Origin of the sequence: Pelagibacterium halotolerans B2 (assembly GCF_000230555.1) — a bacterium.
Taxonomy (GTDB): domain Bacteria; phylum Pseudomonadota; class Alphaproteobacteria; order Rhizobiales; family Devosiaceae; genus Pelagibacterium; species Pelagibacterium halotolerans.
This window is the reverse complement of sequence record NC_016078.1, coordinates 1271973-1294927: the sequence shown is the minus strand read 5'-3', so window position 1 is coordinate 1294927 and position 22955 is coordinate 1271973. Positions and strand designations below refer to the sequence as shown.

General features: G+C 61.0%; 24 protein-coding genes and 2 tRNA genes. 11 read left to right on the top strand and 15 right to left on the bottom strand.

The annotated features are described in order from the left end of the window. Positions 1–5: 5 nt before the first annotated feature. The 14 genes from nuoK to KKY_RS06300 all read right to left on the bottom strand — a co-directional run bounded on the left by nuoK (position 6) and on the right by KKY_RS06300 (position 12348). Positions 6–320 carry an NADH-quinone oxidoreductase subunit NuoK gene (gene nuoK, locus KKY_RS06370; RefSeq protein ID WP_014130496.1) on the bottom strand — a complete coding sequence of 105 codons (315 nt, stop codon included), beginning with the start codon at positions 318–320 and terminating at the stop codon, positions 6–8. Between the two features lie 10 nt (positions 321–330). Then, entirely contained in the window at positions 331–834 is a 504-nt protein-coding gene (locus KKY_RS06365) for an NADH-quinone oxidoreductase subunit J (RefSeq protein WP_050811785.1), read from the bottom strand. Positions 835–903: 69 nt separating this feature from the next. After that, positions 904–1392: an NADH-quinone oxidoreductase subunit NuoI gene (nuoI, locus tag KKY_RS06360; RefSeq protein ID WP_014130494.1), complete on the bottom strand. Its 489-nt coding sequence runs from the start codon at positions 1390–1392 to the stop codon at positions 904–906. 14 nt (positions 1393–1406) lie between these two features. After that, positions 1407–2441, bottom strand: a complete 1035-nt coding sequence (gene nuoH, locus KKY_RS06355; protein WP_050811784.1) for an NADH-quinone oxidoreductase subunit NuoH — start codon at positions 2439–2441, stop codon at positions 1407–1409. 72 nt (positions 2442–2513) lie between these two features. Continuing rightward, positions 2514–4607, bottom strand: a complete 2094-nt coding sequence (gene nuoG, locus KKY_RS06350; protein WP_014130492.1) for an NADH-quinone oxidoreductase subunit NuoG — start codon at positions 4605–4607, stop codon at positions 2514–2516. A 6-nt stretch (positions 4608–4613) separates the two neighbouring features. Then, a complete protein-coding gene (gene nuoF / locus KKY_RS06345; RefSeq protein WP_014130491.1) occupies positions 4614–5921 on the bottom strand; it encodes an NADH-quinone oxidoreductase subunit NuoF in 1308 nt (435 codons plus the stop codon). 12 nt (positions 5922–5933) lie between these two features. Continuing rightward, complete coding sequence (nuoE, locus tag KKY_RS06340) at positions 5934–7160, bottom strand: NADH-quinone oxidoreductase subunit NuoE (RefSeq protein WP_014130490.1); 1227 nt, start codon at positions 7158–7160, stop codon at positions 5934–5936. Further along, complete coding sequence (locus KKY_RS06335; RefSeq protein WP_014130489.1) at positions 7160–8350, bottom strand: NADH-quinone oxidoreductase subunit D; 1191 nt, start codon at positions 8348–8350, stop codon at positions 7160–7162. The genes nuoE and KKY_RS06335 overlap by 1 nt, the downstream gene beginning before the upstream one ends. Next, the gene (locus tag KKY_RS06330; RefSeq protein ID WP_014130488.1) at positions 8347–8949 is read right to left on the bottom strand and encodes an NADH-quinone oxidoreductase subunit C; all 603 of its coding nucleotides are present in this window, start codon (positions 8947–8949) and stop codon (positions 8347–8349) included. Before KKY_RS06330 ends, KKY_RS06335 begins: the two co-directional genes overlap by 4 nt. A 9-nt stretch (positions 8950–8958) precedes the next feature. Continuing rightward, positions 8959–9537, bottom strand: a complete 579-nt coding sequence (locus tag KKY_RS06325) for a NuoB/complex I 20 kDa subunit family protein (RefSeq protein ID WP_014130487.1) — start codon at positions 9535–9537, stop codon at positions 8959–8961. Beyond that, positions 9528–9893, bottom strand: a complete 366-nt coding sequence (locus tag KKY_RS06320; protein ID WP_014130486.1) for an NADH-quinone oxidoreductase subunit A — start codon at positions 9891–9893, stop codon at positions 9528–9530. The genes KKY_RS06325 and KKY_RS06320 overlap by 10 nt, the downstream gene beginning before the upstream one ends. A 269-nt stretch (positions 9894–10162) precedes the next feature. Then, positions 10163–10666: an outer membrane protein gene (locus tag KKY_RS06315; protein ID WP_014130485.1), complete on the bottom strand. Its 504-nt coding sequence runs from the start codon at positions 10664–10666 to the stop codon at positions 10163–10165. A 339-nt stretch (positions 10667–11005) separates the two neighbouring features. Then, positions 11006–11554, bottom strand: coding sequence for an outer membrane protein (locus KKY_RS06305; protein ID WP_014130484.1), 549 nt, complete (start codon positions 11552–11554; stop codon positions 11006–11008). 227 nt (positions 11555–11781) lie between these two features. Further along, positions 11782–12348 carry an outer membrane protein gene (locus KKY_RS06300; RefSeq protein WP_014130483.1) on the bottom strand — a complete coding sequence of 189 codons (567 nt, stop codon included), beginning with the start codon at positions 12346–12348 and terminating at the stop codon, positions 11782–11784. A gap of 381 nt (positions 12349–12729) precedes the next feature. On the opposite strand from KKY_RS06300, the gene KKY_RS06295 reads away from it, so the two are divergent. The 3 genes from KKY_RS06295 to KKY_RS06280 all read left to right on the top strand — a co-directional run bounded on the left by KKY_RS06295 (position 12730) and on the right by KKY_RS06280 (position 16133). Further along, positions 12730–13362 (top strand): helix-turn-helix domain-containing protein, encoded by a 633-nt coding sequence (locus KKY_RS06295; protein ID WP_014130482.1) that lies wholly within the window; start codon positions 12730–12732, stop codon positions 13360–13362. 275 nt (positions 13363–13637) lie between these two features. Beyond that, entirely contained in the window at positions 13638–14615 is a 978-nt protein-coding gene (locus KKY_RS06290) for a hypothetical protein (protein WP_014130481.1), read from the top strand. A 426-nt stretch (positions 14616–15041) separates the two neighbouring features. Next, positions 15042–16133 carry a hypothetical protein gene (locus KKY_RS06280; RefSeq protein ID WP_139305179.1) on the top strand — a complete coding sequence of 364 codons (1092 nt, stop codon included), beginning with the start codon at positions 15042–15044 and terminating at the stop codon, positions 16131–16133. A 39-nt stretch (positions 16134–16172) separates the two neighbouring features. On the opposite strand, the gene KKY_RS06275 is transcribed toward KKY_RS06280, so the two are convergent. Then, a tRNA-Cys gene (locus tag KKY_RS06275) sits at positions 16173–16246 on the bottom strand. Between the two features lie 131 nt (positions 16247–16377). Between KKY_RS06275 and mobA the strand changes: the two genes are divergently transcribed. The 8 genes from mobA (at position 16378) to KKY_RS19940 (ending at position 22670) form a co-directional block, all read left to right on the top strand. Beyond that, positions 16378–16989 carry a molybdenum cofactor guanylyltransferase gene (gene mobA / locus KKY_RS19500; protein ID WP_014130477.1) on the top strand — a complete coding sequence of 204 codons (612 nt, stop codon included), beginning with the start codon at positions 16378–16380 and terminating at the stop codon, positions 16987–16989. Positions 16990–17062: 73 nt separating this feature from the next. Next, positions 17063–17137, top strand: a tRNA-Asn gene (locus KKY_RS06265). A gap of 138 nt (positions 17138–17275) precedes the next feature. Next, positions 17276–18169, top strand: coding sequence for a siderophore-interacting protein (locus KKY_RS06260; RefSeq protein WP_014130476.1), 894 nt, complete (start codon positions 17276–17278; stop codon positions 18167–18169). A gap of 36 nt (positions 18170–18205) precedes the next feature. Continuing rightward, positions 18206–19180 carry an ABC transporter substrate-binding protein gene (locus KKY_RS06255; protein ID WP_014130475.1) on the top strand — a complete coding sequence of 325 codons (975 nt, stop codon included), beginning with the start codon at positions 18206–18208 and terminating at the stop codon, positions 19178–19180. 149 nt (positions 19181–19329) lie between these two features. Further along, complete coding sequence (locus tag KKY_RS06250; protein ID WP_014130474.1) at positions 19330–20370, top strand: TerC family protein; 1041 nt, start codon at positions 19330–19332, stop codon at positions 20368–20370. 221 nt (positions 20371–20591) lie between these two features. Then, positions 20592–21785, top strand: coding sequence for an MFS transporter (locus KKY_RS06245; protein WP_041529169.1), 1194 nt, complete (start codon positions 20592–20594; stop codon positions 21783–21785). Between the two features lies 1 nt (position 21786). Next, on the top strand, positions 21787–22221 hold the full coding sequence (locus tag KKY_RS06240; RefSeq protein WP_014130471.1) for an SRPBCC family protein: 435 nt from the start codon (positions 21787–21789) through the stop codon (positions 22219–22221). A 74-nt stretch (positions 22222–22295) separates the two neighbouring features. Next, entirely contained in the window at positions 22296–22670 is a 375-nt protein-coding gene (locus KKY_RS19940; RefSeq protein WP_083823981.1) for an ArsR/SmtB family transcription factor, read from the top strand. Positions 22671–22955 lie beyond the last annotated feature (285 nt).

Sequence of the window (22955 nt, the reverse complement as noted above, 5' to 3'; positions counted from 1 at the left end):
ACGCTCTAGCCCTTCATCATGTTGACGTCGTCGACCGCGATCGAGCCCCGATTGCGGAAGAAGATCACGAGGATCGCAAGGCCGACGGCGGCCTCGGCGGCGGCGACTGTCAGGATCAGAAGCGCAAACACCTGCCCGACCAAATCGCCCAGATGGGACGAAAACGCGACAAAGTTGATATTGACCGCAAGCAGGATCAACTCGATCGACATCAAGATGATGATGATGTTCTTGCGATTGAGAAATATCCCGAACACGCCAACCGTGAACAGAATTGCAGCTACGGTCAGGAAGTGACCGAGCCCGATTACCGGTGTCATCATAGTCCCCCTATAGCCCTTTTCCGCTCTCGACCTTGACGATTTCGACGCCCGTCGCCTTGGTTCGTGCCACCTGTGCGGCAATATCCTGACGCTTGACATTAGGCTTGTGGCGCAGGGTCAAAACGATCGCTCCGATCATGGCCACCAGAAGCACGAGGCCGCATGCCTGGAAGAGATAAATGTAGTTTGTGTAGAGCACCTGCCCGAGGGCGCGGGTGTTTTCCGCCAAATACGCCGAGCCCGCGACCAGCAAAAGCTCGAGCAGCAGGATCACGCCCACCACGACGCCGATGGGTGCATACTGAAGGATGCCCCTGCGCAGTTCGGCGAAATCCACGTCGAGCATCATGACGACGAACAGAAACAACACGGCGACTGCGCCGACATAAACCACGATGAGAATAAGCGCCAGAAACTCGGCCCCGGCCAGCATGAAGATGCCCGCCGCATTGACGAAGGCCAGGATGAGAAACAGCACCGAGTGCACAGGATTTCGCGAGGAAATCACCATGATCGCCGAGGCAACGACGATGGTCGAGAACAGGTAGAAGAAAAACAGCGGCAAGGTCACCTGTCGCTCCTAACGGTACGGTGCATCAAGGGCGATATTGGCAGCAAGTTCACGCTCCCAACGGTCGCCATTGGCCAGGAGACGGTCCTTGGAGAAGTAGAGCTCCTCACGCGTCTCGGTTGCAAATTCGAAATTGGGGCCTTCAACAATAGCATCTACCGGGCAGGCTTCCTGGCAGAAGCCGCAATAGATGCATTTGACCATGTCGATGTCGTAACGCACCGTGCGTCGGGTGCCGTCATTCTGGCGCGGGCCTGCTTCAATCGTAATGGCCTGGGCCGGGCAGATCGCTTCGCACAGCTTGCAGGCGATGCAGCGCTCTTCACCATTGGGATAGCGGCGCAGGGCGTGCTCGCCCCGGAAGCGCGGTGAAACCTCGCCCTTTTCAAACGGGTAGTTGATGGTGGGCTTGGGCGCGAAAAAGTAACGCATGGCCAGAAAGAAGGTCGATACGAACTCCCTGAGCAGCAGAGCGTCGAGAAACCGCAAGGCTTTCATTTGTGGTTCTCTCCTTATGCCATACCGCCGTGCCAGCCCCAGCCCGTGAGCTGGAGAACAAAGGCAACGACAACAATCATGACCAGCGAGATCGGCAGGAAGACTTTCCAACCCAGACGCATCAACTGGTCATAGCGGTAACGGGGGACGAAGGCCTTCACCATGGCGAACATGAAAAAGACCAGCGAGAGCTTGAGAACGAACCATACGACGCCCGGGATCCAGGTGAAGGGAGGCAGATCGATCGGCGCGGTCCAGCCACCCAGGAACAGGATGGTGGTGAGCGCGCACATCAGAATGATCGACACGTATTCGCCCAGCATGAACATCATGTAAGGGGTCGAGCCATATTCCACCATGAAGCCGGCGACGAGTTCGGATTCGGCTTCGGGAAGATCGAAGGGCGGGCGGTTCGTTTCGGCGAGGGCCGAAATGAAAAAGATAACGAACATCGGGAACAGCGGCAGCCAGAACCAGTTCAAGAAGGTCAGCCAAGGCACGCCGAGAATATGGGCCAGGCCACCGGCCTGCTGCGCCATCACGATATGGGTCAGATTGAGCGATCCGACGCAAAGCAGAACCGTCACGATAACAAAGCCGATGGAGACTTCGTAGGACACCATCTGCGCAGCGGAACGCAGGGCGCCCAGAAACGGATATTTCGAGTTCGATGCCCAGCCGCCCATGATGATGCCATAGACGCCGAGCGAGGAGATCGCAAAGATATAGAGGATGCCGATATTGATATCGGCCAGCGCCCAGCCCTCGGCGACCGGCACGACGGCCCAGGCCGAAAGGGCCAGGAGCACGCTGACAAGCGGTGCGAGAAGAAAGACCGCTTTGTCGGCACCAGCCGGAATCAGCGGTTCTTTGAAGACGAATTTGAGAAGGTCTGCGAAGCTCTGGAACAGGCCGAAGGCGCCCACCACGTTGGGGCCCCGGCGAATCTGGACAGCGGCCCAAATCTTGCGGTCGGCCAGCAGGACGTAGGCGGTGAACACCAGAAGGGTCACCAGCAGCAATAGCGCCTTCCAGACAAACCCGACCATGGTGCCCAACCCGAGGATCGGGGCACCGAGCAGATAGTCGAGCGCGTATACAATCCAGTCCATATCGCTGCCTTACTCCGCGGCCTGTTTCAGACCCGACATGAGCTGCGAGCATTCGGCCATTACGGCTGACGCACGCGCTATGGGGTTGGTGAGGTAGAAGTCGCCGATCGGAGAGATCAGGGCGTAGGTCGACTTCGGCGCTGCAGTATCTGCCAGAGCGGATACATCGGATGCCCTGCCCGGTGCAATGGCATCGAGCTGGGCAAGATGGGGATATTCCCCATAAAGCCGGGCACGAAGGGCCGAAAGCGAGTCAAATGGCAAAGGCTGGCCAAGAACCGACGAAAGCGCCCGCAGGATCGCCCAGTCTTCCTTGGCATCGCCCGGTGCGAAAACCGCCCGCGCGGTCATCTGCACGCGGCCCTCGGTGTTGACGTAGGTCGCCGATTTTTCGGTGTAGGTAGCAGCGGGCAGGATGACGTCGGCGCGGTGTGCGCCTGCGTCGCCGTGCGTTCCGATGTAAACAACTTTGGTTTCGCCAAGTGCGGACATGTCGATTTGATCGGCGCCAAGCACGAAGAGAACATCGAGCTTTCCGGCGCCAGCGGCCTTGAGCATGCCCGCGGTATCGAGCCCGCCTCGTCCGGGAACAAATCCGATATCGAGGGCGCCGACCCGCGAGGCTGCGTTGTGCAGGACCGCAAAGCCGTTCCAATCCGCGTTCAACGCGCCGGCGGTCTTGGCGATCTGCGTGGCAAGTCCGAGAACATTCTTTGCGGATGCACCCGTCACTGCACCCTCACCGACGATGACGATGGGGCGCTGGGCATTCTTGAGCACTTTGGCAAAGCTGCCCTTGCCCGAAGCGAGATCGGACAGGGTGTCGATGCCGGCACCGAGATGGGCATAATCATAGGTCAGATCGGCGGCTTCGCCGATCACGCCGATTTCCACGCCGCCAGCGCGCCACGCCTTGCGGATGCGGGCATTGACCAGTGCAGCCTCGCGGCGCGGATTTGCGCCAATGATCAGGATAGCGTCTGCCTGTTCGATCCCGGCGATGGTGGGATTGAAGACATACGACCCCCTGCCCTTTTTCGGGTCGAGCGCCGAACCGGCGGGACGAGCATCGATATTGGTCGAGCCGAGGGACGCCATGAGGGCCTTGAGGGCATACATTTCCTCAACACCGGCCAGATCGCCCGCGATGGCGCCAATGCGGCCCGGCTCGGCGGTTTTGACCAGCGCTGCGACCGCGGCGAAAGCTTCATTCCAGGATGCGGCCTGAAGCTTTTTGCTCTTGCGCACATAGGGGCGGTCGAGACGCTGGGTGCGCAGACCATCCCAGATGAAACGGGTCTTGTCGGAAATCCATTCCTCGTTGATGCCCTCATGAATGCGCGGCAGGACGCGCATGACTTCGCCGCCACGGGAATCGACCCGGATGTTGGAGCCGACAGCATCCATGACGTCGATGGATTCGGTCTTGTTGAGTTCCCAGGGACGGGCCTGGAAGGCATAGGGTTTGGAGGTCAACGCCCCAACCGGGCAGAGATCGATGACATTGCCCTGCAATTCACTGGTCATCGACTGTTCGAGGTACGACGTAATCTCTGCGTCCTCACCGCGACCGATCAGGCCCAATTCCGAAACGCCAGCCACTTCGGTGGTGAAGCGTACGCAGCGGGTGCAGTGAATGCACCGGTTCATGATCGTCTTGACCAAGGGGCCGATGTGCTTGTTTTCGACGGCGCGCTTGTTCTCCCAATAGCGGGATGTATCCACGCCATAGGCCATGGCCTGATCCTGCAGATCGCACTCGCCACCCTGATCGCAGATCGGGCAATCGAGAGGATGGTTGATGAGCAGGAATTCCATCACGCCTTCACGGGCCTTTTTGACCATGGGCGTGTTGGTGAACATTTCGGGCGCTTCGCCGTTCGGGCCCGGCCGCAGATCGCGTACGCTCATGGCGCAGCTTGCCTGGGGCTTGGGCGGCCCACCCTTAACTTCAACCAGACACATGCGGCAGTTGCCCGCCACCGACAGACGCTCGTGGTAGCAGAAGCGCGGGATTTCCGCGCCGGCCGCCTCGGCGGCCTGCATCAGCGTGAAGTGATCGGGAACTTCGATCAGTTCGCCATCGACCTTGATTTGCGCCATTCGTTCTTACTCCGCCGCAACCGAGGGCACGGCGCCATCGGTGGTGGACTTGTAGGTGTATGCGTCGATCCGCGCTTCGATCACGGGACGGAAATTGCGGATCAAACCCTGGATCGGCCATGCCGCGGCATCGCCCAGAGCGCAGATCGTGTGGCCCTCAACCTGCTTGGTGACGGCAAACAGCATGTCGATCTCGCGCTTTTGCGCTTCGCCGCGCACCATGCGCTCCATCACCCGCATCATCCAGCCCGTACCTTCGCGGCACGGCGTGCACTGGCCGCAGCTCTCGTGCTTGTAGAAAGCCGAAAGGCGCCAGATGGCCTTAATGATATCGGTGGACTTGTCCATGACGATCACGGCGGCGGTGCCAAGCGAGGAGCCGACTTCGCGCAAACCATCGAAATCCATATGCGCGGATTTGATCTTCTCGCCGGGCACGCAGGGCACCGACGAGCCGCCGGGGATGACGGCCAGCAGATTGTCCCAGCCGCCGCGAATGCCGCCGCAATGCTTTTCGATCAGCACGTCGAACGGAGTGCCCATCTCTTCTTCGAAGGTCGCCGGATTGTTGACATGGCCGGAGACGCAGAAGAGCTTGGTGCCGGTGTTGTTGTCACGGCCCAGCCCTGCGAACCAGGATGCACCGCGGCGCAGGATTTCCGGCACGACAGCGATGGATTCGACGTTGTTGACGGTGGTCGGGCAGCCATAAAGCCCCATGCCGGCGGGGAATGGCGGCTTCAGGCGGGGTTGGCCCTTCTTGCCCTCGAGGGATTCGAGCAGCGCGGTTTCCTCGCCGCAAATATAGGCGCCGGCGCCATGGTGGACGATGATGTCGAAGTCCCAACCGTGAATGTTGTTTTTGCCAATGAGCTTTGCGTCGTAAGCCTGTTGCACGGCGGCCTCGAGCCGGTGGCGTTCGCGCATGAACTCGCCGCGCACGTAGATATAGGCGGCGTGAGCATCCATGGCGCGGCCGGCGATCAAACAGCCTTCGATCAGATGGTGCGGGTCGTGACGGAGGATTTCGCGGTCCTTGCATGTGCCCGGCTCGGATTCGTCGGCGTTGACGACGAGGTAGTGAGGGCGACCGTCATTGACCTTGGGCATAAACGACCATTTCAGGCCGGTTGAAAAACCTGCGCCGCCACGACCGCGCAGACCGGAGGCCTTGACCTCGTTGGTCAGCCAATCGCGGCCTTGGTCGAGCAAATCCTTCGTACCATTCCACGAGCCGCGGCGACGTGCTCCCTCAAGGCCCCAATCGCCTTGGCCGTAGAGATTTGTGAAAATGCGATCCTGATCCGTAAGCATCGATCAAATCCCCTAGCGCGGCTTCTTGCCGAAGACGCGGACATATTCGTCGACGCCACCGTCGGCCAGCGCCTTTGCCTGGCCCTTCCAGTTGTCGCGTGCGATGCGGCCCTTGAAATTGAGCACGGCATCGACCTGATCGACCTCGGCGTCAGTGAATGCCGCGACCTGTGCATATTGCTTGATACCCAGATCGTTGAGCTTACGCTCGATCACCGGACCGACCCCAGAAATGAGCTTGAGATCGTCGGCAGTGCCTTCCGGCGGCGTAAACAATGGGGCGCTGTCGGGAGTCGTGCCGGCGGATGTTGCAACCGCTTCCTGCTGTTTGCCCGGGGAGCGGCTTGTCGTCTTGGTCTTCTGGCCCGTTTCGCTGCCCGTCTTTTCTACGGCAGGAGATTCAGCGCCGGTTGCGCCTTCGCGGCCAGCCTGACCTGGCTTGCGTTTTGCAGGGCCGGCGGCCTTTTTCTCTGCCGAGACGGCCTCAGCCTCCGAAACCTTGCCGGAACCGGACGGCCCTTTGATGGCTGGCGCGGCTTCCTCGTCGATCTCCTGCTTGCGGCCGGGCTTTGTGGCCTTCGCCTTTCCCTCAACACGACCGGCATCCTGATGGGGCGGGGCTTTGGTCGGATCTTCGAGCAGCGTCACCTGTCCGTCGAGCGGCGCGGAGAACTTCCGGCCATTCTGCGGACCGGTCGGAACCGTATCGCCCTTTCCATCGCGGAAGGCGATCAGGATTTCCTCGAAGCGCTCGGGCGTCAGATCTTCATAGGTATCAAAGCCGATGGTCACCATTGGCGCGTTGACGCAAGCCCCGGCGCATTCGACCTCTTCCCAACTCATGGTTCCATCGTCGTTGAGATGGTGCGGTTCGGCATGAATGTGCTTCTGGCAGACGGCGCGGATGTCTTCTGCGCCGCGCAGCATACAGGGGGTGGTACCACACACCTGGATATGCGCGCGGGACCCGACCGGCTGGAGCTGGAACTGAGTGTAGAACGTCGCAACCTCCAGAACCCGGATATAGGGCATATCGAGCATCTGCGCGACCGATTCGATCGTCGCGCGCGATACCCAACCATCCTGTTCCTGCGCACGCATAAGCAGCGGAATGACCGCCGACTGCTGCCGGCCAGCCGGATACATGGCGATGCGTTTTCTTGCCCAGGCAGTATTTTCCTTGGAAAAGGAAAAGCTTGCGGGCTGGACAGTTTCTTCTGCAAGGCGACGCACGCTCATCAGCGATCAACCTCTCCGAACACGATGTCGAGGGATCCGAGGATGGCCGAAACGTCGGCCAGAAGGTGCCCGCGACAGAGAAAATCCATGGCTTGCAGATGCGCGAACCCGGGGGCGCGAATCTTGCAGCGATACGGCTTGTTGGTGCCATCGGACACCAGATAGACGCCGAACTCGCCCTTAGGCGCTTCAACGGCTGCGTAAACCTCTCCCTCAGGCACACGGAAGCCTTCGGTGTAGAGTTTGAAGTGATGGATGAGCGCTTCCATGGAGCGCTTCATCTCGCCGCGTTTGGGCGGGACCACCTTGCCATCCATTGTGGAGACCGGCCCCTGCCCTTCGGGCGTGTTGAGCAGATCGACGCACTGGCGCATGATCGAATTGGACTGGCGCATCTCTTCCATGCGGATGAGGTAACGGTCGTAGCAATCGCCGTTTTTGCCCACCGGAATGTCGAATTCGAGCTGGTCGTAGCATTCATAGGGCTGACTTTTACGCAAATCCCATGCCGCACCCGAGCCGCGCACCATGACGCCCGAAAAACCCCAGGCCCATGCGTCCTCGAGCGAAACGGTGGCAATGTCCACGTTGCGCTGTTTGAAGATGCGATTGCCGGTGATGAGCTGATCGAGGTCGTCGAGCGCCTTTGGAAAGGTCTCGGTGAATTTGGCGATATCGTCGATCAAGTCCTGCGGCAGGTCCTGATGGACGCCGCCGGGCCGAATGAAAGCGGCGTGCATGCGGGAGCCGGAGGCGCGCTCATAAAAGACCATGAGCTGCTCGCGCTGCTCGAATCCCCAAAGCGGGGGAGTGAGCGCGCCAACGTCCAATGCCTGGGTTGTGACGTTGAGCATGTGCGAGAGAATACGCCCGATTTCGGAATAGAGCACGCGAATGAGTTGCCCGCGGAACGGCACTTCGATTCCCAAGAGCTTTTCGACAGCCAGGGCAAAGGCGTGTTCCTGGTTCATCGGCGCCACGTAATCGAGGCGGTCGAAATAGGGTACGGCCTGGAGATAGGTCTTGGCCTCGATCAGCTTTTCGGTGCCGCGATGCAGGAGGCCGACATGGGGATCAACGCGCTCGACAACTTCACCGTCGAGCTCGAGAACAAGTCGCAGAACGCCATGCGCCGCGGGGTGTTGCGGGCCAAAGTTGATGTTGAACGTGCGGACGTCGTGCTCGGTCATTGCTTGGCCTTCTCGTCGCCGGGCAGCACGTAATCGGTGCCTTCCCATGGCGAAAGGTAATCGAAATTCCGAAATTCCTGCGCCAGCTTGACGGGCTCGTAGACGACACGCTTGCGCTCTTCGTCATAGCGGACCTCGACAAAGCCGGTCAGCGGGAAATCCTTGCGCAGCGGATGGCCGTCAAAGCCGTAGTCGGTCAGGATGCGGCGCAAATCGTGGTGACCGGAGAACAGGATACCGTAAAGGTCGTAGGCTTCGCGCTCGAACCAGTCCGCCCCGGGGAAAACGCCGGTGATGGAGGGAACGGGTGTCACCTCGTCAGTCACGACCCGTACGCGAATGCGGAGATTCTGCTGCGGGCTGAGCAAGTGATAGACGACATCAAAGCGCTGGGCGCGCTCGGGATAGTCGACGCCACACACGTCAATTATGGAAATGAACTGGCAGCGCGGATCATCGCGCAGTGTGCGCATGACGTTGAGAATCGCGTCGGGCTTCGCCTCAAGCGTCAACTCGCCATAGGCGACGTTGTACCCATCAAGCGCTTCGCCCAGCTTGAGCGCAATGTACTCGCCGAGTTCAGAAAGAGCGTCTTCCATTGATTGGCCTTATCGCTCGATGGTTCCGGTGCGCCGGATCTTCTTTTGCAGAAGCAGCACGCCATAAAGCAGTGCTTCGGCGGTCGGCGGGCAGCCGGGGACGTAGATATCGACCGGCACTACGCGGTCGCAACCACGAACCACCGAATAGGAATAGTGATAATAGCCGCCACCATTGGCGCAGCTACCCATTGAAATGACGTAGCGCGGCTCGGGCATCTGGTCGTAGACCTTGCGCAGTGCCGGAGCCATCTTGTTGGTCAGCGTGCCTGCAACGATCATCACGTCCGACTGGCGCGGGGATGCACGTGGGGCGAAGCCGAAGCGCTCGCAATCGTAGCGCGGCATCGACATCTGCATCATTTCCACAGCGCAACAGGCCAGGCCGAAGGTCATCCACATCAGCGAGCCGGTGCGGGCCCAGTTGATGAGTTCATCTGTCGAGGTAACGAGAAAGCCCTTATCGGCGAGCTCGTTGTTGATTTCGACGTAGTACGGATCGGTCGCGCCGACAGGCAGGCTGGTCGCAGGGTCGATAACGCCGCGCGGCCGGGGTGCAACCAAAGTATTGTTGTCGCTCAATCCCATTCCAGAGCACCTTTGCGCCATTCATAGATAAAGCCGACGGTGAGAACCCCCAAGAAAATCATCATCGACCAGAAGCCATACCAGCCGACTTCCCCGAACGCCACGGCCCAGGGGAAAAGGAACGCCACTTCAAGATCGAAGATGATGAACAGAATCGCAACGAGATAGAAGCGCACATCAAACTTCATGCGCGCGTCGTCAAAGGCGACGAAACCACATTCGTAGGCGGAGACCTTTTCGGGGTCGGGGCGCTTCACGGCGATGAGGAAGGGAGCGACCAGAAGCGCCAGTCCGATAACGGCGGCGAGCCCCACAAAAATCAAGATCGGCAGATAAGCGCTGAGCAGTTCGTTCATTGACAGCCAAGCCTTCAATAGAGCCCGGTTGGGAGCCGAGCGAAAGGACTCGCGGCTATCCGAGCCCCTGTCTTGGCAGAGGGCTTAACCCAGCCCCCAAGTGGTTTCAAGGGGAGATAAAACTGACTGTTCTATTCATGTTTTAATACACGGGCGCCTGCCCCGCCGGGACCGGCTGAACGGGCAAGCGCGGGCGGCCAGCGCCCGTCAGCGGGCACCGGCTTGAACCGAACACTTTTACGAGACCGGCGGCGTCGGGCGCCCTCGGTTCAGAGATGGAAGGCCAGACCGGCAGTGACCCGCATGTCGGAGGGCATCGAGCCCCAGGCGCCTGTACCCAGGATTTCGCCTCGGACGCTCATATAGTCGGTGAAACCGTACTCCGCGCCGCCGCCAAGGGCGTAGCCGAAATCGCCGGAGACGATGCCGGGGCCGCCGGTGGCATAGACGAGGGCTTCGCCGAGCGAGACGCCGCCCTTGCCCAGAACCAGGGCGTCTATGGAGTTGCTGCCAGCGAAATCGGCGCCCAACTGGGCCTCGACGCCGACGACGGCGGTGTCGATGGTTACGTTGACGCCCGAGAAGATGCCGGTGTTCCACGACGTCGTGCCGAAGGGAACGCCGCCGCCGTAAACACCAGCATAAAAGCCATTCCAATCAAAGCCATAGCCCGTTCCGGTCAGGCCGTAGGGCCCGTAATCCTGGGCATTTGCATGACCGGCAAGGGCCGTGCCGGCAATGAGAACGGCCGCCATGCGAACAGCGAAAGACATCGGCGTCACTCCATTAAGGTTAATTGACGCCATTATTGCGGTGACCGCGCGAGCCTCAAGCAAAGCTTATCGACATGGATAAGACTTTACTAAAATTGCACCCCTGCCCCGCCGCAGAATCGTGGGCAACAATGGCGCCAAAATCTATGGACTTGAGCGATGTTGCCCCCTCAAATTGCCCAACATTGGCACCAAAAAAAACGGCCCGGCAAATGCCGGACCGCTTTTTCGAGATCTGATATTGGCTGACGCTGCCCCCGCCTTGCCAGCCATGCGGCCGAATGCGGCCACACTGATCTCCAGGGTTGAGCGCGCGGCCGAACCGGCCGCGCCCCGATCCTAGAAGTGGAAGTTCGCGCCGATGGTGAACTTGTGGATGTCGTTGGCGCCAACGGCACCCGACTGTTCCCAACCATAGACATAACGGCCGTCGACCGACACGCTGTCAGTGGCGGCAAATTCAACACCGACACCGGCCAGGATGTGATCGCCAGGACCACCAGCGGCATCGAAGTCGGAACCGTAACCGACGGTGCCGTACAGCAGGACTTCGGAGAACGCGACACCGGCGCGGGTGGTGATTTCACCGTAGGCATAGGTATCGGGCGTGCCGAAGACGGCATCAACAGCGGCTTCGGCACCGAGGACGAACATGTCCCACTGTGCGTTGACGCCGAGTTCACCACCGACGAGCCAGTCGGTATCGACCGTGTCGTTCTGGCCGCCGACGCGAACACCGGCATAGAAGCCGGACCAATCGAAGACGGGATCGACAACCGGGGCGACCGGCATGACGGGAGCGGGCATAACCGGATCGGCGGCCTGGGCAGCCGAAGCGATTGCGAGAGTTGCGGCTGCGGCAAGCAGCGACGTTTTGAGCATGGACATTGTAGTACCTCACAGCACGGGGGTTGTTCGGACTCTATATTGCCCAATCTTTGCCCAATTCCAATCCCTTTTGCGCATTCAGACCCATGCACCGGCACAATATCGCCATCAAATCCGCGTGCTGTTGCCTTTCTGGCACAGGCAATTGGGTAACCTTACGAAATCGTATACAAAAACGGCCCCGCCATGCAGCGGGGCCGTTCGCGACTGGTATCCGATCGGATCGATCAGAAGTGGAAGTTCGCACCGATCTGGAACTTGTGGATGTCGCTCGAGGTCGCATCGCCCGACTGATCCCAGCCATAGAGGTACTGGCCGCGGATCGAAACGTCGTCGGTCGCGGCAAATTCGAGACCACCACCAGCAAGGATGTGGTCGCCAGTGCCGTTTGCGGCGTCGAAGTCCGTGCCGTAACCGACAGCACCGTAGGCGAGCAGCTCTTCGGTAACCAGGACACCACCACGGGCCAGAGCCGAACCGTAAGCGTACATGTCCGGATCGTCGAAGACACCTTCAAGGGCAACTTCGGCACCGACCAGGAAGAAATCGAACTGGGAGTTCACACCGGCCTGGGCCCCAAGGGTCCAATCGGTTTCACCAGCGTCGATGTCATTTGCAGCGCCAGCGCTGGCACCGGCATAAAAGCCGTTCCAGTCGAAACCGCTGCCGGCGTCATAGACGGGAGCAGCAGGAACGGCGGGAGCCGGAACGCCAATGGCGTCAGCAGCGAAGGCACCGCCAAGGGCGGTCGTGGACAAAAATGCAGCGAGAGCCACTGTCTTGAGCGAGTTCATATGTATTCTCCTTTATACCGGCTGGTGTGCAACTAATGGGTGCCGGTGTGCACTGGTTCCGATCCGAGAGCGGCAATCCGAAGTCAGGGCCGGGAGTGTTGCCCTGCTGCCACAACTGCGCCGTACGGGGTTCCGCACCAATGCGATGGGCCGGAATGTCGTTTCCGAGTGCGGACGAAGTGGGGCCTCCTCGTGGCAGGAATAGGGCAAGCACTCAATGTTGCTCAAATGCCACGTATTTGCGGTTAACCAACGGTAAATATTGACGTTTCCCGAACGGTCCCGCTCGGCACCACGGACCAAACCGGCTCCCGATCGTTATGGGTTGGTCAAATCTGCCTAACTGGATAAAGTTCACCTCTTGCCTAAAAGGGGAAAGCAATGAACCGCGCCGAGGGAATCGCCAACAGTCTGCAGGCGGCAAAGGTCGGCGCCCTGATCCGCGCGCGGCGTCATTCGCTGCGCATGACACTCCAGACACTCGGCACGCAATCGGGCGTATCGGTGGGATATCTGAGCCAGGTCGAGCGCGATCAGGCATCCCCTTCCCTTTCGACACTGGCCTCGATCGCGCGCGCATTGGGTGTGGGGGTGGATTATTTCATAGCCACGCCCAGCGCGCAGGACGCATTGACCCGGAAGGGCGAGCGCATGCGTTTCTCGGTCAACGATTCGCTGATTTCCTACGAAAGGCTGCATGCCGAGTTTCCGGGCAACGTCCTGTCGTCCTTTCTTATAACCATAGCTCCGGGTTACCGCTCGGAAGTGGCAAATCATGAGGGCGAAGAAATCGTTTATGTGCTCGACGGCGCGTTGACGTTGCGCATCGAAGACGAGGAAACCGTCGTCGGGCCCGGCGACAGCCTGCACTTTCGCGGCAATCGCAGCCATTGCTGGTCGAACGACACGGAAGAGCCCGTACGCCTTTTGTGGTCTGGCACGCTGACCATGTTCCGCTCAAGCGCCGACGGATCGGCCTTTCAGACGGAACGGACGCCAATCGGGGGCTCTTGAGCGGCGGAGACCATCCTGGCTCGACGCCGCCTCGCCCACCCAAGCGCACTTCCCATCGACCGCAAAGCGCGCGTCATGCACCACATGAGCTCTGCCGTCACCGGAGCGCCGAAGGCGGAAGGGGGCGATCCTCGACGTTGCAACACTTCGAACGCGGGCAAGGGCGCTGGCCGTCGCAACCGCAAAGGGGACTAGCCAGCCCTGCTTTGAAGGTTTTATGGTCCGCGGGATGCGGCAGCTTGCCGCGCCAGGGGCACAGAGGGGGACGCAGCACGATGTGGGATTTTTCAATCGGCCGTTCAATCGGACTTGTGGGCAGGACATTGCCCTTCGTCATTTTCCGGATGATCGTCTATTTCGGCATTGCCCTGGCGTATGTCCTGGTGACAGGCGCAGGGGCCGGAATTGGTTGGGGCGTCGGTGCGTTCGGTGAACCGGACTTCCAGATGACATCGACCTTCTGGGGCGGCGCGATCGGGTTCGCGCTGACGGCGGGCGTTCTCTATTTCCTGCGCGAATACATTCTCTACATCGTCAAGGCCGGGCACATTGCCGTTCTTGTCGAACTGATCGACGGCAATTCGATTCCCGAGGGGCGCGGACAAATCGAGCATGCGAGTGGCGTGGTCAAGGAGCGGTTCGCGGAAGCCAGCGTCCTGTTTGCCATCGACCAATTGGTGCGAGGGGTGATCGGTGCGATCATGGGCATCGTCCAGGGCATCGCTTCGATCCTGCCCATTCCCGGCCTTCGGAACATCATGGGAATCGTCAAAGCCTTCCTCAGGATCGCCGTGGGGCTGATCGACGAGGTGATTCTCGCCTATTCGATCCGCACCCGCACGACCAACCCCTGGGCCTCGGCGCAGACGGCGCTGGTGCTGTACGGCCAGAACTACAAGACCATGCTCAAGAATGCCGCCTGGCTGACGGTCTTTACCTATGGGCTGGCATTTGTGGTCTTTCTCGTGATGCTGGCGCCTGCCGCCGCCGTGGCGTACCTGATTCCGGGCGGCTGGTCGGCTGGAGGATTTATCTTTGCACTGGTCTTTGCCTGGGCCGTCAAGGCGGCGGTCATCGAGCCCTTTGCCATCGCGGCCATGTTGCAGGTCTATTTCAAGACCATAGAGGGGCAGGTTCCGGACCCCGAATGGGTCGATCGCATCGACGGCGCCTCGAAAAAATTCCGCAAGCTGGGCGAACGGGCGGCGGCATGGGGTTCCACCCGTCCGGCCGATGGATCGGCTCAAGCCTAGCACGGGGCGGTTCGCGCTACTCCTCCCCGGGCTTACTGCCTACGCAAGAGGTGGCGGCGCAGCACCCTTATCGGCCAGGACACAAGGGTGAGCAGCAGAAGCGCCGCGCCGATCCCTACGATTCCGGCGAGCAATATGGCGCCATGCATAAAGGCAAGAATCGCCCGCCCCCGGGACGGCGCCAGGGAGGATCCGTGGTGGGCGAGGTGGGGTATCGTCGTTTTCATTTTTCGGTCTCGGCGTGCGGGCCTTTCAAAACGCGCAACGGCAAGGCAAGTTCCGCCGGCGCTCGCCGGTTGACCCCGGGGAGCAAGTTCGGCAGCTTTCGGCCCCGTTCGGTGAGCCGACAAGGCATATTAAAAGGCAAAGGCAGGCAACATGGTGCATAGGTGGATCAGGCGACTCTTTTTTCTTCCGGTTTGCCTGTTGCCCGGCGCGCTGCCCGTGCATGCGCAGGAGGGAGACTATTACCAGCCACGCGAATGGGCCGGTCCCAATGGCGGCTCGATGAACATTTCATCGTTCGTGTTCCGGGACATGAACGAGAGCGGCACCTATGACCTTGGCGATCGTGTCCTTGTCGATGTCGCCGTGGAATTGGTGACGCCATCGGGTGACACCAAAATGGTGCGCACCAACATTGGCGGCTACGCCAATTTCAATACCTCACTTGCTCAGGCCGATGCCCATATCACTGCGGCCGGAGTACACACTTTCCGCGTCGTCCCGCCGCCCGGCTGGACCATAACGACGGAAAACGGCGAGCAGGACATTGCCATGTCGATGCTGGTGGGGGCGCCGGGCGACATCGTCGCCGCGCATCTGCCCGTGCCGGTGGGGCTTGCGCCGATCCCCGAAATCCGGGGGCAGCAGGCCGAAACGCAGGAGGCGGTGACGGCCAGGGGGCCGGATGGCGAGACGGTCCCTGCCCTTTCCGGCGATGACGGCGCATTTCGCCTGGCGGTCACGCCGGGCCGCTGGACCGTGGGTCAGCAGGAGGTGGAGGTGGACCGGATACCCGTCGTCCTGCCGCTCGAATGGTCGGACGAAGCGCGGCTGGACGGTGAAGTTGTGACGCTCGGTTTCGACGACCTTTTCGTGGGCGACCAGTTGATGAAAGTCCCCAACGGGTATGGCGGGCTGCGCTGGGAAAACTGGGTTGCGACCCATGGCCGGTTCTATGAGGGCGAGGGCTATATCAATACAATGATGTCGGGCGAATTTGTCGCCTATACGAGTTCGGGCCACCCCACGGCGATCGCCGGCGACGCCCCGTTCGATTTTCCTGGCGGGTATTTCGGCGTCGCCTGGAGCGGTGCGGAGGGCGAAACATTGCGCATTCGCGCATGGCGCGGCGACACGCTTGTCCATGACGACGCGTTTGCGCTTTCGGCCTATGGTCCGGTTTATTTCGCCGCCGACTACAAATCGGTCACGCGGCTGGAATTTTCGACGGCGCATTACTGGCAGGCGGTGGCCGACGATTTGAAGTTCGTCACGACCGGATCGCGCCAGTGACAGCCCGGGCCGGTGGAACCATCAACGCTGGAGGGAAAGTGGAGGCCTCGACCGGAATCGAACCGGTGTGGACGGATTTGCAATCCGCTGCGTCACCACTCCGCCACGAGGCCTCTGGAGCGGGGTTCTATTGTAGTTCGGGGGCGTTAGGCAAGGCCGTATGCGGGTCCGATCCTCACTTTTCGCAATATTGGGGCCAAGGTTATGGCTCATTGGGGAGTGCCTTGATTGCGGGACGCCATTGATGACGATCGTGGGAGTGATTCTGGCCGGCGGCGAGGGGCGACGGCTGGGCGGCGTGCGCAAGGCCGATCTCCGGCTCGGCAATCGGGCGCTGATCGATTGGGTATCGGGCGCGCTCGAGGCGCAATGCAGCGCCATCGTCATCTCCAGCGGCCCGAAAGCATTCAGCGCCGTGCCCGGGCGGGTGTGCCTGGCAGATGCCGAAAACGGGATTGCCGGGCCGACGGCGGGCCTGCTGGCGGGCGCGCTGTGGGTGCGCGCGAATGCGCGTGATTCCCTTATGCTGTCGGTTTCGGTGGACACTCCGTTCTGGCCGGACGATTTTGCCCGGCGGGCCGCGGACCTGCTGACGGGCGGCCACCATTGCGTGGTCAGCGCGTTCGGCGAGCGCGACTATCCGACCAATGCCCTCTGGCGCCCCGGACCGCTCATCTCCCATCTGGAAACCATAGCCCCTGCCCCGCGCGGCCCCAGTATCCGGAGCGTTCAGGCCGCATTGGGAGTGCGGCGGCTCGATTATGCACAAACCCACGCGCAAAACCCCTTTGCCGGGGTCAACACCTGCGGCGACCTGCTCGCCCTTTCCCGCCGGCTCGGGCAACCGGAGCGATGAATGGACAAATGGGGGGTTGGCAAGCGGCATCAAATTGGCTAGATGATCGCCACCTGCCGAGCAGGCTACGCGTTCCCCGGTAGCTCAGTGGTAGAGCAACCGGCTGTTAACCGGTTGGTCGCTGGTTCGAATCCGGCCCGGGGAGCCACTTTTCTTCCTTTCGCTACGGATGTTGTCCTGCTGCGCGATTGCGCGCGGTGCGGGGATTGTTGCGCTTAAATTCTTGACTGTTGTTATCAAGATAAACTATGCCGTTGCGCGATATATCCACCGGTTGGAGCGCGCGATGAGTCAGATGTTTTACGATGTGACGCTGCTTGCCCGTCAGGCGCTGACGCCGGGGATGGTGCGGCTGACATTCGGCGGCGAGGGACTCAGGCCGTTCCGGACGACGGGCGTGGGTGACGAATATCTGCGTCTGTTCTTTCCCGACCCGGAAACCGGCAAACTCCATCTCCCCCATATTTCCGAAGACGGCCGCTGGACCTATCCGGACGGGCAGGACGCTGTGCGGTGTTCGACCTATACGGTGCGGCGGTTCGCGCAGGAGGGCGAGGACGTCACAATCGATATCGACTTTGTGGTGCATAAGGGCGGACTGGCGAGCGAATGGGCCCAGAAGGCCGAGCCCGGCGATCGCATAACCATCAACCGTCCGCGCGGGCTCTACAGCCCGCCCAAGGACTATGCGTGGCAATTGCTCGTCGCCGACGCGACGGGGCTGCCCGCGCTGTCGCGCATTCTCGAACAGACGCCCGAACATGTGCAGTCGCGGGTGTTCGTGGAGGTGGCGCAAAAGGATGACGAGCAGATCCTGCCCTATCACGCCGCGGCGACGGCGACGTGGCTGCACGGGTGCGGCAACGGGGTTGCGCCCAGCCGGCTCGAGGACATCGTGCGCGGCGTTCCCCTGCCCGCAACCCCCGGTTATGTGTGGGTGGCGGGCGAACAAAAGGTGGTTCGGGCCATCCGCAAATTCGTGCGCAAGGAATTGGGCTTTCCTCCCGAGCGCTACGAGCTGGTCGGGTACTGGATCGCCAACGCCGAGGAATGGGAAGCCAAGTGGGACGCTCTGGACCCGGCGATCAAGGCGCAGATCGACGCGGGCTGGGATTCCGGGCGCGACCGCGAGACGGTCATGGACGAATATATCGCTACACTGGAAAAGCACGGCCTCTGACTCCGCACGTTTTTTTTCAACAGGCGGATAGTTTCGATGAATTTGAGAACAATGGCGGCATTGGCCGCCGCAGGACTGGCAGTGCTCATGTGCGGTGCCGCCGTGGCCCAGGACGGGTTTCCCGTGACGGTGGACCACCTTTACGGCGAGACGACCATCCCGGCCCAGCCGCAAAGAATCGTGACGCTGGGGCTGAACGATCATGATTTCGTCTATGCGCTGGGGCTGGCTCCGGTCGGTGTGACCGAGTGGTGGGGCGAACAACCGTTTGCCACATGGCCTTGGGCCGAGGATGAACGCGCTGCGCTGGGCGCCGAACCGTCGGTGGGCGGGCGCGAGCTGGACTATGAATGGGTTCTGGCGCAGGACCCTGACGTGATCGTGGCGATCTTTGCCGATATAGGCGAGGATGCCTATCGAAGGCTATCCCAGATCGCTCCGGTCGTGATCCAACCGGCCGAATATCCTTTATGGGGGACGCCCTGGCAGGAACAGTTGCGCCAGATCGACCGGGCGACCTCGGGGGGCACGCAATTGGCCGAGGACGTGATCGCGGCGACTGAGGCGCGGCTGGACGCCGTAGCGGACGCTCACCCCGAATTCGCTGGCAGAACCGCCACGATGGCGGCGCTGCGCGACGGGCAGATTGCGCTCTGGAGCGCCGAACTGCCCACCTCGCGGTTCCTCGAAAGCCTTGGCCTTGTGTTCCCGGAAAACCTCGACGCCCTGGCGGACGAAACCGGGTGGATCCATCTCAGCCTCGAGGACCTCGCGCTGATCGACCTCGATGTGGTGATCTGGCCCGAGGGCATGCGTGCGGAAATCGAGGCCATGCCGGTCTATCAGGGCCTGCGCCTGGCGCGTGAAGGCCGCTCGGTCTGGCCCGATCCGGCAGGCCCGCTTTCGGCCGCGCTATGGTTCCAGACGCCGCTCTCGATCGAATATGTCGCCGAGACGTTCGCCCCGCTTCTGGCCGACGCGCTGGATGGTGTTCCGCCGGCGGCGGAGTGAGTTCAAACAGGGGGGCATCGCCCCCCTTTTATCCGCACCCGAAAGAGCGTATATCTCGCCGCGCAGTGCCGGGCCCCTCTGGCGTAGCGCCCTTGATCGCTACGTGATGTCGGAACTGCTCCACGAGTTACATGGAGAAGGTCCCGGCGATGGAAAATCTCGCTTTATTTCTATCGACCCCGTTCCTGGATACACCTGCCTGGTTCTGGGTTGCTTTCATCGTGATCGTTGTTGCGATCATGGTCTTCGATCTCGGCTTCCTGCATAAGGAGCAAAAGGAGATCAGCGCCAAGGAGAGTTTTATTCTCTACGGCTTTTACGTCGCCGTCGCCATCGCGTTCGGCGCCTGGGTGTGGCTGGTGCGCGGCGCCGATGCCGGGCTGGAATTTTTCACCGGCTATATCATCGAGCAGAGCCTCGCGATGGACAACATATTCGTCATCGCGACGATTTTCGCGTTTCTTGGCGTGCCCCGCGTCTATCAGCACCGCGTGCTGTTCTGGGGCATTATCGGGGTGTTGCTGTTCCGGGCCATCCTGATCGGGGCGGGCGTGGCGCTGGTTCGTTCTTTCGAGCCCATCCTGTTCCTTTTCGGCGGATTCCTCATCTTTACCGGCGTGAAAATGTTCACCAAGGTCGAGGAAGACGACGACATCGAGAACAACAAGATCCTGAAATTCCTGCGCCGGCATTTCCGGATCACGCCGCAGTTCCACGGCAACAAGTTCCTTGTCGAACAGCCGCACCCCAAGACCGGCAAGCTCGTGCTCTGGCTGACCCCGCTGGCCGTGGCGCTGCTCATGGTTGAAATCGTCGACGTGATCTTTGCCGTCGATTCGGTGCCGGCGATCTTTGCGATCACCCAGGACCCGTTCATCGTCTATACCTCGAACGTGTTTGCCGTCCTGGGGTTGCGGGCGCTGTTTTTCGCGCTCTCGGCGGCCATGGCGCGGTTCCGCTATCTCCAGACCGCGCTGGCCATCGTTCTGGTTCTGGTGGGCATAAAAATCTTCCTCGTGCCGCTGCACATTCACATCGACACGCTGCTCTCGCTGATCGTGACGGTTTCGATCCTGGGCGCAGGCGTTGCCTATTCGCTGTGGAAGACCCGCAACGATCCGCCGCTCGAAGAGCAGGTTCATCACGCGGAGCCCGAGGAGCTCAGAAGCGAAAATCCGTCCAACTCCTAGATCAAATCCGCCTTGCGCTTGCACGGTCCTTGGGGTCTTCGAATCGCGGACTTTATCCAGGTCCTTGCTTCTTCGCACGTCCGAACCGCAAAACCGTGCCAATTTTGCTGGACGCGCTCGAGCGCCATCTCGCTTGACGAAAAGTCGAAGCGGACGTAACGCTGGAGATGAAAGCAAAAACGGCGTGGGAAACCACGCCGTTTCTTTTCCGGATTTTTGTCATGACCGCCACCACTGCGGAGCACCAGCCCGCACGGCAGACCACGTCCCTCTGGGTCCTGTTCGCCATCAGTTTTTCCCATCTGCTCAACGATCTGATGCAGGCGCTGCTGCCGGCGGTCTATCCGCTTCTTGCCCAGATCTACGCACTCGATTTCACTCAGATCGGGCTGATCACGCTGGTCAACCAGATGACCGCATCGCTCTTGCAGCCATTGGTGGGCTACTACACCGACAAATATCCCAAGCCCTATTCGCTGCCGATCGCCATGTGCTCGACATTGAGCGGTTTGCTTGTGCTCTCGATGGCATCGAGCTTTCCCATGCTGTTGCTGGCGGCCGCACTGATCGGGGTCGGATCGTCTATCTTTCATCCAGAGTCCTCTCGTGTTGCACGCATGGCTTCGGGCGGCCGGCTGGGGTTTGCCCAATCCCTTTTCCAGGTCGGCGGCAATGTGGGCACGGCGATCGGGCCGCTTCTTGCGGCCTTCATCATAATCCCGCGCGGCCAGGGCAGCGTTTCGTGGTTTGCCATCGTGGCGCTGACGGCGATTGCGGTGCTCTTTGCGGTCAGCACCTGGTATGCGGGACAGAACCGGATGCAGAAGCCGCAGCCGGTTGCCGTGCGAAACAAATCGATTTCGCGAGCCGGACTGCTCGGTGCCTTCGCGATCCTGGCTCTGCTGGTGTTGAGCAAGAATGTGTATATGGCATCGATGACCAGCTTTTACGCCTTCTTCCTTATCGAGAAATTCGGCCTCGAAGCGTCCTCGGCGCAGCTCTATCTTTTCGTTTTTCTCGGTGCCGCGGCGGCGGGCACGTTCATCGGTGGGCCGGTGGGCGACAAGGTGGGGCGCAAGGTGGTGATCTGGGTTTCGATCCTAGGACCCCTTCCCTTCACGCTGGCCCTGCCCTATGTGGGACTTGAGCTTTCGATCGTCCTAACGGCGATCATCGGGTTCATCCTGGCGTCGGCATTCTCTGCCATCCTTGTCTATGCCCAGGAATTGCTGCCGGGCCGGGTCGGCATGATTGCCGGCATAATGTTCGGGTTTGCCTTCGGGATGGGCGCGCTGGGCGCAGCCGTACTCGGGGTCGTCGCCGACGCCACGAGCATCATTTTCGTATTCCAGCTTTGCTCTTTCCTGCCACTTGCGGGACTGTTGACGGCATTGCTGCCCAACACGGGAGACTGACATGAGCGACCAGGGCGAGCATTCGATCACGCTTTCGCGCACCATCGACGCACCCGCCGACGAATTGTTTGCTGCGTGGACCGACCCTGCCCTGCTCGAGCAGTGGCAGGCCGAACAGGTCGAGTTCGAGCCGTTCGAGGGCGGAAAATTCCGCTTCGAAACCACCGATGCCGACGAACCGGGTGTCAGCCATGTCATCAGCGGCACGATCGCCAGCTACGAGCAGGATTGCAAGCTTGTCGAGCTCTGGCACATGGAGGGCGAGGGTTCGGAGCACGACAGCACGCTGATCGTGACCTTTGCGCCAGTCGATCAAGCGCGGACCGAAATCACCATCGTTGAAATTGCCGAGGCGCATGCAGACGCCGAGTCGCGGATTTTCTCGATCGAAGCCTGGCACGAGGCGCTGAACGAGCTGGCCGAACTGCTCGAATAGATTTCCACAAGGTTCATCGCCCCCGAACGCCGGGCGGTCTTGCGCTCGGGGCTCGAGTGTATAAATCGGCGCTTATGGATATTTTCGCTGTTGTTGCCGATCCCACGCGGCGCCGGATGATCGATATGCTGGTTGGCGGCGAATTGCCGGCCGGCGCCTTTGTCGCCGCGTTTCCCGGCGTGACGCAGCCTGCCATTTCCCAGCATCTCAAAGTGCTGCGCGATGCGGGTGTCGTGACCGTGAGGGCGGACAGGCAGCGGCGGATTTATGATCTGGTTCCCGATGCGCTTGAACCGTTGCGGGACTGGGTGACGCCGCTGGTGCCGGTTGCCGGGGCTGCAAAGTCGGAGATGGTCGAGAGCGTTGAACATCCGCCGATCAAACCACGAGCGCGCCCGAAGCCCAAGCCTGCAGTCGAGCCGGAACTGACGCTCGACCTGTTCGGGTAGCGTTTGCGCACGGCGCTGTTCGGGCGAAACCGAAAGGCCGAGTGTACTGGACCCCGGCTCAGGGCCGGGGTGACCAAGGGGGTGAAGGGCTCCGGGTCTTTTCCCTCTTCGTCGCTGCCCCGGTGAACGCCGGGGTCCATGCGCATAACACCTGGCGGTGGAGTCTGCGGCTGCGCTGCTGGACCCCGGTTTTCACCGGGGAAGCGAAGGAGGAGAAGGCCGGTGTCCCTTTAAGGCCAGGCCCGTTGGTCCGGGGGGATTAAGGGGTTTGGCAGGTTGGACGCC